This window comes from Mesorhizobium sp. WSM4844 (genome assembly GCF_055811775.1).
Genome location: NZ_JBVVQB010000048.1, coordinates 1 through 18,012 on the forward strand (window position 1 = coordinate 1; position 18,012 = coordinate 18,012).

The 18,012-nt window shown below is 62.1% G+C and carries 17 protein-coding genes; 11 read left to right on the forward strand and 6 right to left on the reverse strand.

Annotated elements, in window-relative coordinates; all coding sequences use genetic code 11:
* Nucleotides 1-429 precede the first annotated feature (429 nt).
* On the forward strand, nt 430-1,104 hold the full coding sequence (locus tag AC0L2A_RS27695) for an alpha/beta hydrolase (protein ID WP_027154148.1): 675 nt from the start codon (nt 430-432) through the stop codon (nt 1,102-1,104).
* A gap of 205 nt (nt 1,105-1,309) precedes the next feature.
* On the forward strand, nt 1,310-2,563 hold the full coding sequence (gene tyrS / locus AC0L2A_RS27700; RefSeq protein WP_473611490.1) for a tyrosine--tRNA ligase: 1,254 nt from the start codon (nt 1,310-1,312) through the stop codon (nt 2,561-2,563).
* Nucleotides 2,564-2,867: 304 nt separating this feature from the next.
* Here tyrS and groL read toward each other — a convergent pair whose 3' ends face one another.
* The 4 genes from groL to AC0L2A_RS27720 form a co-directional block, all read right to left on the reverse strand.
* Nucleotides 2,868-4,511, reverse strand: a complete 1,644-nt coding sequence (gene groL, locus AC0L2A_RS27705; protein WP_473611491.1) for a chaperonin GroEL — start codon at nt 4,509-4,511, stop codon at nt 2,868-2,870.
* A gap of 54 nt (nt 4,512-4,565) precedes the next feature.
* Nucleotides 4,566-5,822 (reverse strand): 5-aminolevulinate synthase, encoded by a 1,257-nt coding sequence (hemA, locus tag AC0L2A_RS27710; RefSeq protein WP_091591830.1) that lies wholly within the window; start codon nt 5,820-5,822, stop codon nt 4,566-4,568.
* A 173-nt stretch (nt 5,823-5,995) separates the two neighbouring features.
* On the reverse strand, nt 5,996-6,238 hold the full coding sequence (locus AC0L2A_RS27715) for a hypothetical protein (protein WP_027154144.1): 243 nt from the start codon (nt 6,236-6,238) through the stop codon (nt 5,996-5,998).
* Between the two features lie 80 nt (nt 6,239-6,318).
* Nucleotides 6,319-6,924, reverse strand: a complete 606-nt coding sequence (locus AC0L2A_RS27720) for an SCO family protein (RefSeq protein ID WP_473534560.1) — start codon at nt 6,922-6,924, stop codon at nt 6,319-6,321.
* A gap of 194 nt (nt 6,925-7,118) precedes the next feature.
* On the opposite strand from AC0L2A_RS27720, the gene AC0L2A_RS27725 reads away from it, so the two are divergent.
* The 9 genes from AC0L2A_RS27725 (at nt 7,119) to AC0L2A_RS27765 (ending at nt 16,359) form a co-directional block, all read left to right on the forward strand.
* Nucleotides 7,119-7,817, forward strand: coding sequence for a hypothetical protein (locus AC0L2A_RS27725; RefSeq protein WP_473611515.1), 699 nt, complete (start codon nt 7,119-7,121; stop codon nt 7,815-7,817).
* Nucleotides 7,818-7,907: 90 nt separating this feature from the next.
* Nucleotides 7,908-9,053 carry a metallophosphoesterase family protein gene (locus AC0L2A_RS27730; protein WP_287247507.1) on the forward strand — a complete coding sequence of 382 codons (1,146 nt, stop codon included), beginning with the start codon at nt 7,908-7,910 and terminating at the stop codon, nt 9,051-9,053.
* Nucleotides 9,054-9,065: 12 nt separating this feature from the next.
* Entirely contained in the window at nt 9,066-9,530 is a 465-nt protein-coding gene (locus AC0L2A_RS27735) for a c-type cytochrome (RefSeq protein WP_128168433.1), read from the forward strand.
* 131 nt (nt 9,531-9,661) lie between these two features.
* Complete coding sequence (locus tag AC0L2A_RS27740) at nt 9,662-11,104, forward strand: cbb3-type cytochrome c oxidase subunit I (protein WP_473611516.1); 1,443 nt, start codon at nt 9,662-9,664, stop codon at nt 11,102-11,104.
* A complete protein-coding gene (locus AC0L2A_RS27745; protein WP_473523577.1) occupies nt 11,101-12,765 on the forward strand; it encodes a cbb3-type cytochrome c oxidase subunit II in 1,665 nt (554 codons plus the stop codon). Before AC0L2A_RS27740 ends, AC0L2A_RS27745 begins: the two co-directional genes overlap by 4 nt.
* 151 nt (nt 12,766-12,916) lie before the next feature.
* Complete coding sequence (locus tag AC0L2A_RS27750; protein WP_014766281.1) at nt 12,917-13,141, forward strand: hypothetical protein; 225 nt, start codon at nt 12,917-12,919, stop codon at nt 13,139-13,141.
* A 153-nt stretch (nt 13,142-13,294) separates the two neighbouring features.
* On the forward strand, nt 13,295-13,417 hold the full coding sequence (locus AC0L2A_RS27755) for a hypothetical protein (RefSeq protein WP_023798301.1): 123 nt from the start codon (nt 13,295-13,297) through the stop codon (nt 13,415-13,417).
* A 30-nt stretch (nt 13,418-13,447) separates the two neighbouring features.
* Complete coding sequence (locus AC0L2A_RS27760; protein ID WP_287228901.1) at nt 13,448-14,176, forward strand: sulfite exporter TauE/SafE family protein; 729 nt, start codon at nt 13,448-13,450, stop codon at nt 14,174-14,176.
* Between the two features lie 56 nt (nt 14,177-14,232).
* Nucleotides 14,233-16,359, forward strand: a complete 2,127-nt coding sequence (locus tag AC0L2A_RS27765; protein ID WP_473611518.1) for a heavy metal translocating P-type ATPase — start codon at nt 14,233-14,235, stop codon at nt 16,357-16,359.
* A gap of 8 nt (nt 16,360-16,367) precedes the next feature.
* Here the strand turns inward: AC0L2A_RS27765 and AC0L2A_RS27770 are convergent, their stop codons facing one another.
* Nucleotides 16,368-17,636, reverse strand: coding sequence for an NAD(P)/FAD-dependent oxidoreductase (locus AC0L2A_RS27770; RefSeq protein ID WP_473611493.1), 1,269 nt, complete (start codon nt 17,634-17,636; stop codon nt 16,368-16,370).
* On the reverse strand, nt 17,633-17,983 hold the full coding sequence (locus tag AC0L2A_RS27775; protein ID WP_473611494.1) for a c-type cytochrome: 351 nt from the start codon (nt 17,981-17,983) through the stop codon (nt 17,633-17,635). Before AC0L2A_RS27775 ends, AC0L2A_RS27770 begins: the two co-directional genes overlap by 4 nt.
* Nucleotides 17,984-18,012 lie beyond the last annotated feature (29 nt).

The window sequence follows — 18,012 nt, forward strand, 5'->3', positions numbered from 1 at the left end:
CCCCCCCCCCCCCCCCCCCCCCCCCCCCCCCCCCCCCCCCCCCCCCCCCCCCGGGGGCGCGCGCCCCCCCCCCCCCCCCCGGCGGGGGGGGGGGGGGGGGGCCCCCCCCCCCCCCCCCCCCCCCCCCGCGCCGCGGCAAGCAGCGGCGCGCTGGCATTGTAGTCGAGATAGGCGCGTCTTCCGGCCATTTTCGTTTCGATCGGTCCCTTCAAGAGCCATTCCGCGAGGATAGCGCGTTATTTCCTTGAAATTGCAAGGCAAGCCGTCCTATTTACGCGACTTGCGGCGTGGATGGCCGAACCACGACGTTTTGGCCACCCAGTTTTGAACAATTCTAAACTAGCTTCTAAGAAGACGCTCGCCCTGCGTCAAGGCCAGAGGAAGAGTTGTTCCGGGCGCCGCGCATTCTTATGCCATGTGGAGTATTTTATGCCTGAGGTCATTTTCACCGGTCCGGCCGGCCGCCTGGAGGGTCGCTACCAGCCTTCCAAGGAAAAGAGCGCGCCGATCGCCATCATCCTGCACCCGCACCCCCAGTTCGGCGGCACGATGAACAACAAGATCGTCTACGACCTCTTCTACATGTTCCAGAAGCGGGATTTCACCACGCTTCGCTTCAATTTCCGCGGCATCGGCCGCAGCCAGGGCGAATTCGACCACGGCACCGGCGAACTGTCGGATGCGGCCGCGGCACTTGACTGGGTGCAGTCGCTGCATCCGGATTCCAAGAGCTGCTGGGTCGCCGGCTATTCGTTTGGCTCGTGGATCGGCATGCAGCTTCTGATGCGCCGGCCGGAGATCGAAGGCTTCATCTCGATCGCGCCGCAGCCCAACACCTATGATTTCTCGTTCCTGGCGCCCTGCCCGTCGTCCGGCCTCATCATCCATGGCGACGCCGACAAGGTCGCGCCGCCAAAGGACGTGCAGGGGCTGGTCGACAAGCTGCACACGCAAAAGGGCATCACCATCACCCAGAAGACCTTGCCCGGCGCCAACCATTTCTTCTCCAACGATGCGGACCTCCTGCTCCAGGAATGCGCGGACTATCTCGATCGCCGTCTGGCAGGCGAGTTGTCCGACCCGCGGCCGAAACGGTTGAGATAGGCCGAGCAGCGAAGATATCTCCGGCACCTCGCGTCGGGCCCTGTCGCAGGATATGGCATTCGATTCGATGCCAGGCGGTGCCGTTACAGCGGTCAGGTGGCAAAACCGGATTCCCCTTTTGCTGACCGCGCTTGGATGCTAAACGCCCGCGTTCACGCATACCACGCCCGATCCGCTTCGGTTGGGCGCTTTCGGGAAAGAAAAAATGTCCGCCTTCAAATCCGATTTCCTGCGCGTAATGAGCGAGCGTGGTTTCATCCACCAGATTTCGGATGATGCCGGCCTCGACCAGCTTTTCGCCAGGGAAACGGTGACCGCCTATGTCGGTTACGACGCCACGGCGACCAGCCTGCATATCGGCAATCTGATTTCCGCGACCATGCTCTACTGGCTGCAGGAGACCGGCCACCGGCCGATTGCGCTGATGGGCGGCGGCACTTCGATGATCGGCGATCCTTCCTTCCGCGACGACCAGCGCAAGCTTTTGACGCCTGAGGCCATCGCCACCAACATCGAGGGCATCAAGCGCATCTTCGGCCGCATCCTGCGTTTCGGCGACGGTGCGGGCGACGCGATCATGGTCAACAATGCCGACTGGCTGATGAAGCTCAAGTATGTCGAGTTCCTGCGCGAAGTCGGCCGGCATTTTTCGGTCAACCGCATGCTGACCTTCGACAGCGTCAAACTGAGGCTCGAGCGCGAGCAATCGCTCTCCTTCCTCGAATTCAATTACATGATCCTGCAAGGCTATGATTTCGTCGAGCTCAGCCGGCGCTATGGCTGTCGCCTGCAGATGGGCGGATCGGACCAGTGGGGCAATATCATTAACGGCGTCGATCTCGGACACCGCATGGGCACGCCGCAGCTTTATGCCCTGACCACACCGCTGCTGACGACGTCGTCAGGCGCCAAGATGGGCAAATCGGCCAAGGGCGCGGTCTGGCTGAACGGCGACCTCTACTCGCCCTATGATTTCTGGCAGTACTGGCGCAACACCGAGGACGCCGACGTCACGCGCTTCCTCAAGATTTTCACCCGCCTGCCGCTCAGCGAGATCGCGCGGCTCGCCGCGCTTGGCGGCTCCGAGATCAACGAGGCCAAGAAGGTCCTGGCCACGGAAACGACGGCCATCGTGCACGGCCGCGAGGCGGCCGAGCAAGCCGAGGAAACCGCGCGCAAGACGTTTGAAGAAGGCGCGCTGGCCGAAACGCTGCCGACCGTCGAGGTCGGCAAGGCCGATCTGGAAAGCGGCGTCGGCATATTGTCGCTGTTCGTTGCCGCCGGGCTTGCCGCGTCCAACGGCGAGGCGCGGCGACACATCCAGGGCGGCGCGGTGCGCCTCAACGACCAGTCCGTGTCCGACGATCGCCGGTTGGTGACGCTTGAGGATCTAGGTCCGGAACAGGTCGTAAAGCTGTCGCTCGGCAAGAAAAAACACGTTCTGGTGCGGCCGGTCTGACCGGCGCTTGATCGATCTCGATGGAATCGGGATGGGGCTTCATTAGTCCTTTCCCGAAACCGGTTTCACATCTTGCTGCGCTGAACCTTCGGTTCGGGATCACGGCCCAGGTAAAACCTAATCAGGTAGGTACTGAGAAGGGCCGAGATGGGTGAATATTGCCATTCGTCTCATCTATCGGAGCGAGCGGGTAGCCCCATAAGCCGACACCTTGGATACCGTGATCCTCGACGACTTGTCTCACCTCGATAGCGGACGAGATCATTGTTGACGGCGGCGAGCCCGGATTACGACCGCGAAGCGGTCAGAAATCCAAATCCATATCGTGATGATGATGCTCGTGACCGGGAAGCTCCGGCGGCGGCGGGCCAGGCACTTCGGCCACCATCGCCTCCGTCATGATGAGGAGGCCTGCCACCGAGGCTGCCCCCTGGAGCGCCGTTCGCACCACCTTGGCCGGGTCGATGATGCCCTTTGACACCAGATCCGCGTACACGCCCGATTGGGCATCGTAGCCATAGGCGTTGTCGTCGTTTTCGAGGATCCCGGCGATGACGACCGAGCCTTCCAGGCCGGCATTGATCGCGATTTGCCGAGCCGGCCAGGTGATCGCCTTCCTGACGATCGCGATGCCGACCTGCTGGTCCTCGTTGCTGCCCTTGAGCTTCTTGAGCGCCCTGCCGGCGCGCAGTAAGGCGACCCCACCGCCGGGGAGAATGCCCTCTGCAACCGCGGCTCTTGTCGCGTTCATCGCGTCATCGATGCGATCCTTCTTCTCCCTGACCTCGACTTCGGTTGCACCGCCGACCCGGATAACGGCGACGCCACCGGCGAGCCTGGCCAGCCGCTCCTGGAGGTTCTCGCGGTCGAAATCGGAGGTGGTTTCAGCAAGCTCGAGCTTGATCTCGGCGATGCGGGCCTCGATGCTTTCCCGCTCGCCGGCGCCGCCGACGATCGTGGTGTTTGCCTTGTCGATCATCACCTTCTTGGTGCGCCCGAGCATATCGAGGGAAGCATGTTCGAGCTTGATGCCCAAATCCTCGGAGATCACCGTTCCGCCGGTCATCAGCGCGAGATCCTGCAGCATCGCCTTGCGGCGGTTTCCGTAGGCCGGCGCCTTCACGGCTGCAACCTTGAGAGCGCCGCGCAACTTGTTGACCACCAGCGCCGCCATCACCTCACTCTCGACATCCTCGGCGATGATGAGCAGCGGCTTGCCGGCCTGCACCACCTTCTCCAGCAGCGGCAGTATTTCGCTCAGACTGGACAGTTTCTTCTCGCTGACGAGGACATAGGCATCCTGCATCTCGACCCGCATCTTTGCGCGATTGGTGATGAAATGGGGCGAGATATAGCCGCGGTCGAACTGCATGCCCTCGACGAATTCGAGTTCGGTTTCCAGCGACGTCCCGTCCTCGACAGTGATCACGCCGTCATTGCCGACCCTCTTCATGGCGTCGGCGAGGCAGCGGCCGATCTCCCTGTCGCCGTTGGCCGAGATGGTCCCGACTTGCGCAATCTCGACGTTCGAGGTGACCTTCGTGGCGTTGTTTTTGAGTTCCGCAACGACGGCTTCGACCGCGAGATCGATGCCGCGTTTCAGGTCCATGGGATTCATGCCGGCCGCCACCGCCTTGGCGCCCTCCCGGGCGATCGCATGCGCGAGCACGACGGCGGTGGTCGTGCCGTCGCCGGCCTGATGGGAGGTTTTTGTTGCTATCTCGCGCACCATCTGGGCGCCCATGTTCTCGAACTTGTTGTCGAGTTCGATTTCCCTGGCGACGGTCACGCCGTCCTTCGTGACCCGTGGCGCGCCGTGCTCCCTGCCGATCGCGACGTTGCGCCCCCGCGGGCCAAGCGTGACGCTCACCGCATTCGCCAGGATGTCAATGCCGCGCAGCATTCTGTCGCGAGCTTCGAACGAGAACATGATTTCCTTGGCAGTCATTTCCTCATCCTTAAGACCAAATCTTCGGGGAACGGCGACGCCTCATTCGGCCGCTCAGGCGAGATTGTCCCGTGGCAGCCCGAGCCGATTCCAGACATCGAACAAAGCTGCCGCGAGCCGATCAATCATGATGTCCTCATGACAGGGTGTCGGCGTGATGCGCAGCCGCTCAGTTCCCTTCGCCACAGTCGGATAATTGATCGGCTGGATATAGATGTCGTGATCGCTCAGCAGCAGGTCGCTCGCCGCTTTGCAATGCGCCGGATCGCCGACTGCCACCGGAACGATATGGGTGTCGCTCAGGATGACCGGCAGCGCAGCGGCACCCAGCGCCGCCTTGACCCGCCGGACGCGATCCTGCTGGCGCTTGCGCTCCCAGTGCGAGGTTTTCAGATGCCGGATCGCCGCTGTGGCCGCGGCGCAGATCGCCGGCGGCAACGCGGTGGTGAAGATGAAACCCGGAGCATAGGAACGAACCGCATCGATCAGCACAGCACTTCCCGTGATATAGCCGCCGAGGCAGCCGAAGGCCTTGGCGAGCGTGCCTTCGATCACATCGATCCGGTTCATGGCGCCGTCGCGCGCGGCGATGCCGGCGCCGCGAGGGCCGTACATGCCCACAGCATGGACCTCGTCGAGATAGGTCATTGCGCCGTAACGATCGGCGATTTCGCAAATGCGATTGATTGGCGCGACGTCGCCGTCCATCGAATAGAGACTTTCGAAGACGATGAGTTTTGGCCGATCCGGACCCGCTGCCTTCAACAATTCCTCGAGATGATCGACGTCGTTGTGGCGGAAGATGCTCTTCTGCGTACCGGACTGACGGATGCCTTCGATCATCGAATTGTGGTTGAGCGCATCGGACAGGATCAGACAACCGGGGATCAGCTTGGCGATGGTCGAGATGCCAGTCTGGTTCGAAACATAGCCGGACGTAAAGACCAGTGCCGCCTCCTTGCCGTGGAGATCGGCAAGCTCGCTCTCGAGCTCTAGGAGCGGATGGCTGGTGCCGGAGATATTGCGCGTCCCGCCGGCCCCCGTTCCCAGGCGGGTAGCAGTCTCCACCATGGCGGCGACCACTTTTGGGTGTTGTCCCATCCCGAGATAGTCGTTGGAGCACCAGATCACGACGTCCTTCGGTCCATGCGGGGAATGCCACACGGCATTGGGAAAGCGTCCGGCGACGCGCTCAAGGTCCGCGAACACACGGTAGCGCCGTTCCTCCTGCAGACGCGCGATCGCATCTGCAAAGAAACCGTCATAACTCGTATTGCCTGGCACCAAGATACGGCCTTGCCCATCGGCCATATCGCCCGCATCTCCGGTCATCGGAGGTCCAAATCGCCGCGGCGCAAGGACGTTCTTTACGCCGCCAGGTTTGCCGGTGTGCAACGCTGTGGGTTCCGCCATCGCCCGATTCCCCTGCTTGCATACGAATTATGTCGAAGCGCGATGCGCGCCGATCCCGCTCGCATAGTTCCTCACGACCCGCGTTCAGGAAGGTCGAAATTGAGCTGCAACATTCGCGCGATGTTTATCAGAATTGTCTCGCAGACCTTATCTTGATTAGGATCCAGATATTTGACAGTCCAGTTTGCCCCGTTCTCCTTGGTTTCGAGCCGCTGAATCACAAAATCAGTGACGTGCTCGCATCCCGGCTCCTTATGAAGATCCGCGAGGATCAATGCCTTAAGCTCCGAAGCCTCCTTTGTATGTCTTTGCATGGTCGCTCTCCTTCCGGATGACAACTTTCTATGGATCGCTCAACTGCTTAATCGTGATGTCCGTCATCCCAGGGCTGGTGTCATCGCACCAGTTCACCCAACCTAGCGGCAATGCCGCTGCTTGGTGTGTCAGAGTCTAGCCCCTCCACGAATTGCCCCTGTGGGTTCATGATGTAGATGTGGGTGCCGTGATCCATTAGGTAGTCGTCACCGCCCGCCTCGCCCCGGCGCGCCACACCATAGGCGCCATATGCCTCCGAAACCGCAGCGATCTGTTGCGGGCTGCCGGTCAGTCCCACGATGCGCGGATCGAACGCTGCGGTAAAGCTTCCCATCACCTCAGGCGTGTCGCGTTCGGGATCGACAGTGATGAAGAGCGGTTGCAGTTTTGCGGCGTCGGGTCCGAGTTCCTCAATCGCCGCGGCGATTGATGACAGCGTCGTCGGACAGATGTCGGGACAAGAAGTATAGCCGAAGAAAACCAGCAGCCATTTGCCGCGATAAGTCTCATCGGTGACCGTCGTTCCGTCCGGCGCCGTAAGCGTGAATGGGCCACCGACCGTCACAGGCGCCGTGTCGGCCCGCACGAGCGGTTGGCAGATCGACAGGGCCGCTGCGAATATTATGCAGAAGAGGGTATGCGAACCGTAGGCCCAGGGGCTGAGGAGTCCATGCCGCCGCTTCATCAAGTACCTCCGGCACTTCGAGAATGACGCACCAACCCCCGCGTGTGTTTGTGATTAACAAACTCGCCTAAACTATCTCACTTTATCATGTTTTGTTGCTGAATGGCTAGACATGGTTCTGGTTTAGCTCTATTTTTAAAAGTTGCCCCTCATCTCGCTAGAAGGAGGAGGCTTTTATGACCATTCGCGAATTGATGAGCGGGCTGGCGGCGATCGCTTTCGTTGCGATGGTGTCCGCGCCTGCGCAAGCCTACGAAGTGGGTCCGGTCACGGGAGGCGGAACGATCGAGGGTACGATCGTCTACCGCGGCGACGTGCCGACAACAAAGATCATCCCCACCAAGGATATCGAGGTGTGCGGCGATCCCCGCGAGGAGCCGCTGATCGAAGTCGGCAGCGATCAGGCCGTGCTGAACGCGGCGGTGCAGCTGGTCGACGTGGCACAGGGAAAGGCCTGGCCGGAGCCCGGAAAGCCGCCTGAGCTCAACAACCTCAAATGTCGCTTTGAGCCCGCGGTTCAGATGATACCCGCCGGTTCGCTGGAGGTGGTCAACAGCGACCCAATGCTCCACAACACCCACGGGTATTATGGCAAGCGCACCGCCTTCAACCTGGCGCTGCCCAATAAGGGCCAGCGGATACCCGTCGAACTGAAGCGGGCCGGCACCGTCCGCGTCGACTGCGACGCGCATGGCTGGATGGAAGGCTGGGTCTATGTGGCAGACAATCCCTACTACGCTGTCACCGGCGCCGACGGCAAGTTCAGCATAACCGATGTTCCGCCTGGGGACTACAAGCTCGTGGCGATCCACCCCTTCACCGGGCCCATCGAGCAGACCGTAAAGGTAGAGGAGAATAAGGCCACCAGTCTGACGATTGAACTGAAAAAATAAGAAAATGGGCGACCCACTCATTCAACAGGGTCGCGTTCCTGCGAGAAGACCGACGCTTTAAGAAACGGTCTGAACTGAGGAGGAACCCTGATGTCTGACGAGCTTGACCGCATTCGGCGCGAAATGCATGCGGTGCTGCAGCAGCCGGGAGTACGCCCCGACGACTCGCTCCAAATCACCCGCCGCACCTTCATTCACAGATCGCTGCTGTTCGGCGCTGCTTCCGTCGGCCAGACCTTCGCGTGGTGGCCGCTGCTCAACACCATCGACGTCGCTCACGCCGCCGAAGCGCCCTTCAAGTTTGCCTGGATTTCGGACACCCATCTCTATCCGCGATCGCTGAACACGCGCTTCGTCGACAAAGTGGTGCGCGCCGTGCGAGAGGTCCAGGCCATGGATCCGCCGGCCGACTTCCTGATCTTCGGCGGCGACCTGGCCCAGCTCGGAAAGATCGAGGAACTTGAGCTTGGCGTTGAGCTCCTCAAGGATCTGAAGATCAAGAAGTATTACATCCCGGGCGAGCATGACTGGTATCTGGATATGGGCAAGAAGTGGGGCGAGTTGTTCGGCCAACCCAACTGGACCTTCGATCACAAAGGCGTGCGCTTCATCGGGCTCGATACGGTCAGCCGGGGACCGGACTACTGGACAGCGAAGAAGATGACGCCAGAGGAGCGCATGGGCCACATGGCTACCCTTGACGGCACGGTTGCCGGCGCGTGGGCCGGCGTCGGCCGCGAGCAACTCGACTGGATGCAGAAGACACTCGCCGAGTGGGATAAGTCCAAGCCGATCGTCATCTTCAGCCACAATCCGCTGTACGAGTACTACCCGCCCTGGAATTTCTGGGTGCGCGACTGGCGCGAAGTGAATGACGTGCTGAAGCCTTATACCAAAGTCACCAACATCCACGGTCACGTGCACCAGGTGCTCTACAACGAGATCGGCAGCATGCGCTCGATCGGCATGCTGGCGACCTCCTGGCCGTGGCCGTATGCGCCGGAAGGCGTGCCCAAGCTGACCAAGCCGATGATCCGTGTCGATCCTGGCGATCCCTTCGACGGGGTCGGTTGGGAAACCGTGAGCGTCAACGCCGACGACAAGGTCGATGTCGAGTACATCATGTGGGGGCGCAAGGAGGTGCTCGTCCAGTCGCCGGAGGACCACGACAAGAGCATTGAGGAGGTCATACAGCCACGCATCGCCGACAGACAGTACCCGTGGGAAAATCCATAAAAGGGGGTGGCTATGATAAACACATCGACATTCCTCTGCATTCTGAGGCGTTCCACCGTCGCCGGAGCAGTCGTCGCAGCTGCCGTCGTCATCGGCCCGGCCAGTGCCAACAAGGACCCGGTGACGCCAAAGCAGCTGAAGCTCTATCAAGAGGCGTTCATGGAGGAGGTCAGGAAGGGAGACCTCCTGTTCCACGGTGATGCGGCGATGGCGGAGCAGTTGGGCGTCAAGCTGTCGACTACCGGGTGGGCCTGCGCCATGTGCCATCCGATGGCCTCCGATACCCACCCGCATGCGTTCCCGAAGTTCCAGCAGTCGATGGCCAAATTCGCGACACTGCGCGACATGATCAACTGGTGCATCGAGAAACCGAACCAGGGTGAGAAGATCGATCCCGAATCGGAGGCGATGAAGGCGCTCGAGGCGTACATCACCTGGTCGAACACCGGTTCGGTGTTGGTGCCAGGCAAGTACTAGTCTCGTCGATAGCCGGGGCTCGGCTTCACGGGAGCGCGTCCACCATCGGGGTGACACCTCGATGGCGGGGTTGGAGCAGTCGTGCGGCCCGGGAACCGCGCGGGGAGGTCTATGCGTTGGCAGAGACTGGGATGGAGCTGCGCGGCAAGTTCGCGAATGTGGACCTGGATGCGCTGGTCGACAACCGGGTCGTGCGGACCTGGCTTTATTTCGGCATGTTCTGGCTGATGGTGACGCCATCCGTCGGCGTCCTGATATCGAGCACCTTCAACTACCCCGACTATCTCGGATCGGGGAATCTCGAGCTCACCTTCGGCCGGCTGCGCCCGGTCCACGTCAACGGTGTCATCTTCGGCGCTTTCTCGACGCTTTTCATCGGCCTTTGCTACTATCTCGTGCCGCGTCTGTCGGGGGTGCGGGTAATATGGTCGGAGTGGTCGGTTCTTCTCGCATGGGTCTGGAACGTCGCAACGCTTGCCGGTTTGGTCGGCTTGCTGTTCGGCGACAGTGACGGTTTGGAAGCCGGAGAGTTTCCGCTCTATGCGAAGGTCGCATTCTTCATCGTAGTGGCTGTTGCTACCGCGCAATTCCTGATCACGATCAGTCGAAGGCTCGAGCCGGCGATCTATGTCGCGCTATGGTACTTGATCGCGACTTTCGTGTGGACGACGATGAACTTCGTGCTTGGAAGCTTCATCCTGCCGTACACGATCTCGGGCATCAACAGCGCCGCCTTCCATGGCCTCTATCTCCACTACATCGTCGGCCTGTGGCTAACGCCCGCGGGCTACGTGATCATTTACTATTTCCTGCCAATCAGCGCGCGAAATCCGCTCTATGCCCATAAGCTCTCGCTGGTAGGCTTCTGGTCCCTGGCATTGTTTTACCCGTTCGTCGGCATCCACCATTACCTCTACAGCCCGATCGCGGACTGGGCCGAGACCTTGGCCGTCGTCACATCGATGCTGCTGATCATTCCGGTGTGGACGGTGCTGGTGAACTTCTTCGGCACCATGATGGGCAAGTGGCATGAGTTCGGCAGGAACTTGCCGGCGAAGTTCCTGATCATGGGCTCGCTCATGTATCTCGTCGGCTGCTTCCAGGGCTCGACCGAGGCGCTGCGGCAGCTGCAGCAGCCGACCCACTTCACCGATTTCGTCATCTCGCATTCGCATCTCACCGTGTTCGGCACCTTCGTCGTATGGGCGATGGGGGGCCTCGTCTATACTTGGCCGCGACTGTTCGGGCGCGAACTCTGGTCCTTCAAGCTCGGCAACTGGTCGTTCTGGCTGATCACCGTCGGCATCACGACCATGGGCCTGGTCCTCACAGCGGGCGGGCTGCAGCAGGGTTATCAATGGATGAATGGGGTCGAATGGCTCGACTCGCTCGTCTGGGTGAAGCCCTACTGGCTGGCGCGGACCCTGGCAGGCATCAGCATGGATATCGGGATGTCGCTGCTGGTGGTGAATCTGATGCTGACCGCACTGACCAGTCCGGCGGCTGAGGCGCGACGCGTCCGCGGGTCGGTCGAGGCGCCTACCCCGGCCCCGGCGGGAGGGCATGCGCAGTGAACGTTCGCTTCTTCGCGCTGTTCGCCGGCGTCTTCTGCATCACCCTTGCGGTGATCACGCAGGGCGTGCTGCCCTTCGTGGAGCCGTCCTCGCGAACTACGCGCGTGACCTCGGTGGTGCGCACGGATTTCGGCCAGCTGAAATGGACGGTTTCAGAGGCGACGGACTACACCGAGCAGCAGCGTCGCGGCCGCAACATTTACCTGCGCGAAGGCTGCTGGTACTGCCATTCGCAATTCGTGCGGCCGGTGACCGGCGAGATCCGCCGCTGGGGACCGGTCAGCGAGGCGGGCGAATACGCCTATGACGTGCCGCACCTGTTAGGCACACGCCGGATCGGGCCGGACCTGACGCGCGTCGGCCTGAAATACAGCGACGAATGGCACCTGGCGCACTTCTACAATCCGCGGATGCTGGTGCCGGACTCGATAATGGCGCCGTATCGCGGTCTCTTCCACGAGCCCGATGCAGCCGTCCGTATCGTTGACGACGGCGCTGGCGGTCGGACCCTGGAAAGGACAGAAGTCACCGAAGGCCTTTTCGACTTCGACAGCCAGCAAGCGATCCAGCTGACGCCGAATGCGTACGGGTTGCTGTTCGTGCCGCTAAAGGCGCGCGAAAGAAAGCCGATCATCCTGACGCCGAATGACGAATACACAGGAGAAACCGTCAGCATCGCGGCGGAGACGGAATCGCTGGCGGCGCTCGTTTCCTACGTCCAGAAGCTCGGCACGAACCGGGGTAAATGGCGCGATCTTTTCGAGCCGCAAAGTCTGGAGGTCATGGATGCGACGATGCCGCGCTCCGAGGAATGGATTGCCTATGGCAAGGAAGTCTATGAGCGCCGCTGCATCGGTTGCCACGGTGCCAAAGGCGACGGCAACGGGCCGGCCGCCACCTTTATGTTTAACCAGCGGCCCAGGGACTTCACGTCCGCAGTCTTCAAATTTAGGTTGACAAAGGAGCCCCTGCCCACGGACGGGGACATGCTGCGCACCATTACTCGCGGCATCCGCGGCACGGCAATGCCCCCTTGGTACGAACTGCCGCTCAACGATCGGCTGGCGGTGATCCAGTACATCAAGTATGAGCTGGCGGTTGACCGTTCCGACCCCGCCAGTCCTTACGCTTTCTTCGTCGAGGAGCCGCCTGGCCCACCGTTGTATATCGGGCGCCCGCCGACCCCGTCCCAGACGATGCTGGACCGTGGCAAGGAGGTTTGGCAGGTGGCGAAGTGCTGGGAATGCCACGGCCAAGGCGGCAAGGGCGACGGCGAGAAGGCTGCCGGCCTCAAGGATGATATCGGGTTCGCCACCCCGCCGGCCGACCTCACCAGCGGCCAGTTCAAGTCTGGCCCGGCCGTCGAAGACATCTTCCGGACGATAACTACCGGCCTCAGCGGCACGCCGATGCCGTCCTATCGGGATTCCTTTCCGGACGAGGACCGATGGGCACTTTCCTATTTCGTGGTGGCGCTTTCCGCCTATAAAGACCCGCTCTCGCTGCAGCCGCTGTCGATCAAGCAGGAGGCCCGCGCGGCGCTGAACGATCTGGAACTGGTCGCTGACAAGCCTGAGCGAGCCTATGTGCCCGATCCGTCGGTGCCGGCGTCCGGCCCGCCAGCGCCGCCTGGCGAGAAACAGGCACCCGCCGGAGGTTAGCGCATGCTCGGTTTCGAAGTCACCGGACCATATGCGGGCGCCATGATGATGAGCCTGGCGGCCCTGTTCTTGTTCATCTGGGGCGTCCTATCCGGCGCGTTGAGCGGCACCGACAAAGCCGCCAACGACTTTTTTGAAAGGGAGATGGAGAATGAGCGATCTGCAGAGCAGCGATCCGGAGAGCCCGAGGCACCCGGAACTGGATGTACGTCAAAGCTCGCACCCTGAACTAGAGGACTATGCCGGCGGCCTGATACAGGCGCGTGTGGGCTTCATTCCGCTATGGCTTCTCGTCGTTTACGTGCTGCTGTTCGCCTGGGGGCTGTATTACATGTATGTTTATTGGGGCGGGCTCGGCCCCGGCCGTCTGTTCTAAGAAGACTGTCGCAAGAGCTGGTAAGGCAGGAGTGATGGAGATGTTGGTAGCCAAAATTCTCCTTGGGGTCGCCGCATTGAACCTCCTTTTCCTGGCTTTCGAGGTGGCGGTAAACGTGCTTCGTCTTTATTTCGGCTGACATAGGAGCAGCGGATGCTACAGGACACGGTTTTCAAGCTCGCTGACGCCGGCTTGCCACAGATGCTCGGCTTCCTCATCTATGGCGGCTGCACCGTCGGCTTTATCATCTTTCTTGTCTATCTTGTGCGGCAATAGCGACGCGGACGCGGCGCTGCGAAAACGCCAATGATCTACTACCTCGTGATCTTCGCCGCTGGATTTGCAGGCAGCTTTCATTGCATCGGCATGTGCGGCGGCTTTGCCTGCGCGCTGGGCCGCGATCAGCGAGGCGGAGGCGCAACCGTCCTTCGCCACCTGCTCTATAATACCGGCCGATTGACAACCTATTGCTTTCTGGGCGGGCTCGCGGGTGCGATCGGTCAGGTCATCTGCACCACGCAAGGTCTAACGGCGGCGCCGCTCTTGAACGGCTCTCTCGACACCGCCCAACGAATTCTCGCGATCGTCGCTGGCCTGCTCATGATTGCCATGGCATTGCAGTTCTTCGGCTGGCTGCAGGTCTTTCATCGCCTTGCGATCGGATTTGGCGGCAGCACATTTGCATTGTCCCTGCGCGGTCTGTTGACTGCCCGGAGCAGCGCCGCGCCGCTTGCCTTTGGCGTTTTCAACGGGTTCCTGCCATGTCCCCTGGTCTATGCCTTCGCCGCCCAGGCGGCGAGCACCGCCGGAGCGCTTCCCGGGTTTCTCGTCATGGCATGGTTCGGACTGGGAACCTTCCCCGCGATGTTGATGATGGGCGGCGTTGGCCGGATACTCGGGCCAGCCTGGCGGCGGCGCGGCGTGCGGCTGGCTGGTGGCTTTATTCTTTTGCTCGGTCTCATCACGCTCGGCCGTGGTCTCCTGCCTTCCGGTGCGCATATCGGCCTTGCCTGGCTGGGCGGACATCCCGCATGACTGCGCATGGCGATCTCCTCTGTAGCCATTGTTCGCTGCCCGTCGGCCTGCGCCCGATGGAGCGCAGGCTCAACGGTGAGGCTTGCGCGTTCTGCTGCTACGGCTGTTGCATCGCCTTTCAGGTGAAGAGCGGCAGACGCGAAGAGTGGGAAGCCGCCTGGCTTCTGATCCAGCTCGGCGTGGGAGGCTTTCTCTCCATGAATATCATGATGTTCAGCCTCCTCCTCTATTCGGACGCGTTCACCGGCGTCGATGCGGGCGTGCTGCCGTGGATTCACCTTTTGCTCTGGATCTTCGCGACGCCGGCGGTGGTGATTCTCGGCGGACCCTATCTGCGCGAAATGTGGCTCAATGGCATTCAGGGACGGGTGACGTCGTCGGCACTCATCGTGCTTGGCGTCGCTGCCGCTTACCTCTATTCAGCATTTGCCGTGTTCGAGGGCAGCACGCATGTCTATTTCGACACCGCCGTGATGGTGCTGATGCTGTTCACCGTTGGCCGCTATCTCGAGGCTGTTGGCCGCGCCAGGGCGGCGCGCGACCTCGAACCTCTTCTGGCTGCAGAAAGCGAGAGCGCGACCGTGGTCGATGGCGCGGCAGAGATCCGCCGTCGGGTGCGAGAGGTATCGGCCGGCATGCTGGTGCGGGTCCGGCCAGGCGAGCGCATTCCGGTCGACGGCGTGGTTGTCGAGGGCGAATCGAATACCGATGAAGCCGTGATTACCGGAGAAAGCCGGCAAGTGACAAAGGGCGCCGGCTCCAAGGTGATTGCCGGCAGTATCAATATCGATGGCCCGCTCCTGATCCAAAGCAGCGGTGACGGAACTGCAACCCGCTGGGCGCGGATTTGCCGGTCGGTGCGCGAAGCGCTGGGCCGTCGCAGTCCAACCCAGCGCCTTGCCGATCGCGTCGTTGGCGTGTCCGTGCCGCTCGTCCTCGCCCTCGGCGGGCTGACGATCGTTTACTGGGCGCAGTCATTGCCGTTCGATCGGGCGTTGCTGATTGGCCTCTCGGTACTGGTGGTTGCCTGTCCTTGTGCTGTCGGCCTCGCTGCTCCGATGGCGACATCACTCGGCATCGGCCGGCTGGCGCGGCACGGCTGCCTGGTCCGCGACCCCGGCGTGCTCGAGACCCTCGCGCGTGTCCGGTTGCTCGCCTTCGACAAGACCGGCACTCTGACGGCGGGCAAAGCGCGTCTCGTCGGCGTCGACTGCCAGGAGGTCGGCATCGACGAAGTCCTGGCGCGCGCCGCCGGTCTGGAGCGACTTGCCGAGCATGGTCTGGCGCGGGCCATCGCGGCAGCCGCCGCTCAGCGCGGCATCACGCCGCTCGTCACCCGCGATGTCCGGACGGTTCCCGGCCGTGGCGTCCGCGGCAGCGCCGAAGGCCGGCCCGTAGCGGCAGGGAACGGCAGATTGATGAATGATCTGGGCTGGCCGCTTCCCCCGTCGCTGACTGAGCGTGCGCGGTCGCTGGAGGCGAGCGGTTATTCGGTGGTCTATGTCGGTTGGGGCGAGCAGGTTCACGCCGTGCTGTCGCTCGATGATTCACCGCTCCCCGAGGCGCATGCCGCGATCGCGGCCCTGCGTGAGCGCGGGCTCGACGCCACGCTGTTGACCGGCGACTTGGCGCAAGCGGCGGAGCGGATCGCGGCTCTGGTCGGGATCAAGGACGTCCAAGCGGGCCTTTCGCCGGAGGCCAAACGGCTGGCCCTGGATCGGCTCCGCCATGACCACGGTTCGGTGGCGATGGTCGGCGATGGACTGAATGACGGGCCGGTCCTGGCCGCCGCAGATGTCGGTATTGCCGTCGGCTCCGCCACCGATCTCGCCCGCGAGACTGCAGCGCTCGTGCTGCCTGCGGACGGATTGTGGATGCTGCCCTGGATCGTCGACGTGGCCCGTGCGGTCCGCAGGACCATCTTGACCAACCTTATGTGGGCGTTCGGCTACAACCTCGTCGCCCTGACGTTCGCAACATTCGGACTTCTGCAGCCAATCCTTGCGGCGGCGGTCATGGCCGGCTCGAGCATTCTCGTGGTGGTGAATTCGCTGCGGCTGGAGCGGCTGCCCGATCCTGTTCCAGCGCTGATCCCGGAGCAACGATCCGGCACCAAGTCGCAACGTACCCACGATGGCGCCGGCATTTCCGCAATGGCCGGCCCGGCCGTCGAGCGGAGTTGAGTTTCGTTTCAGCCAAACACGTCGTGCGTGAAGGCGTCATACCAGCCTTCCGCCGCGCGCGCAGCCTGCCGGCGGACCTCGGAGCTTTCCTCGACCTTGCTGACGAAGCTGATGACGCTCTTGAGCTTCCCGTCGACGGGCTTGAAGCTGATGGCGTTGCTGAACGCATCGTCGGGGGCGAGATAGGTGTAGCAGGTGTTGAACAAATGCGCCGGGAAACGCGCTGATCCAGTGAGATCGGCCGCGATGGCAAAGGCGCAGGCTTTGGCCTGGCTGTTGGCGCAGAAGGCGGATTTCGGCATATCCCCGCCGATGATCGCGTCACCGACCAGATGGACGCCGGGCTGCAGCGCCGATTCGAAGGTGACCGGATCGACCGGACACCAGCCCGACCGGTTGGCGAGCCCCGCCTGCTGCGCCAAGCGCCCGGCCATTTGCGCCGGGATGACATTGGCCACCGCGGCCTTGAATGTTGCGCCCGCGGTGATCACCGACCGGGTCTTCGCGTCGATTGCCGTGACCCCGCCGGTGAACTGAGCCGGTAGCCATTCGATCATTCCCGGATAGTGGCGGTTCCAAGCGTCCTGGAACAGGTCCTGCGCGTTGAAGCTGTCTTTCGCATCGAGGATCAGAATTTTGGCCTTGGGCTTGCTGTGCTGGAAATAGGATGCGACGAGCGAAGCGCGCTCATAGGGGGCCGGTGGACAACGAAACGGATCCGGCGGAACGACGATGAGGAACAGGCCGCCGTCCTCCATGCTTTCCAGCTGCCGGCGCAGCAGCTTGCTTTGCGGTCCTGCATTCCAGGCGTGCGGCATGATCTCCATCGCCGCATCGTCATAGCCCTCAAGCGCCCGGTCCCTGAATGCGATGCCCGGCGCAACAACGAGACGGTCATAGCTGAGCTTCGAGCCGTTGTTCAGCGCAACGGTCTTCGCCGCCGGGTCAATCGCCGCGGCGGACTCATGAATGACGGTGATGCCGTATTGTTTTGCCAGCGCTTCATAACCATGGCCGAGCGATTCGAACGGGCGTAGCCCGGCGAGATAGAGATTGCTGAAGAAACAGGTCGCGTAGCTCTGCCGCGGTTCAACCAGGGTCACCTCGATAGCCGTGGCGATGGCGGCGACATATTTGGCGACCGTTGCGCCGCCGATGCCGCCGCCGACCACGACGACACGCGCCTTGGCCTGGCCCCGCGCCTTCGGCTGGTTGAGCGCCGTTAGCAACGCTGCTCCCGTCAGGCGGCCGAACTCGCGACGAGTCCAGGATTTCATCGCGGGTTACTTCCCTGCTTCGCGACATAGCGCGCGACGCTCGCGATCTCCTCGTCGCTGAGCGACAGCGCGATAACGTGCATGATGTGATTTGGACGCTCGCTCGCCCGGTAGGCAAGCAGGGCGTTGGTGAGCCTCTCCTCACCAAGCCCGATGATGCTGGGAATGCCTGTGCCGCCGCCATCGAGACGATGGCAGGACGCACAGGTTGCGGCGAGTTGAGCGCCTTGATCGGGCCCCGCCGCCGCGCCGGATTGGCTGAAGAGCAGCACGAGACCAGTGGCAATCGCAGATCTCGCGACGGGGCGCATGCTGAATACCCGTCTGTTTCGCAGTTTTCCGGTCACGCTCCCACTCAACTTGTCACGCTATAATT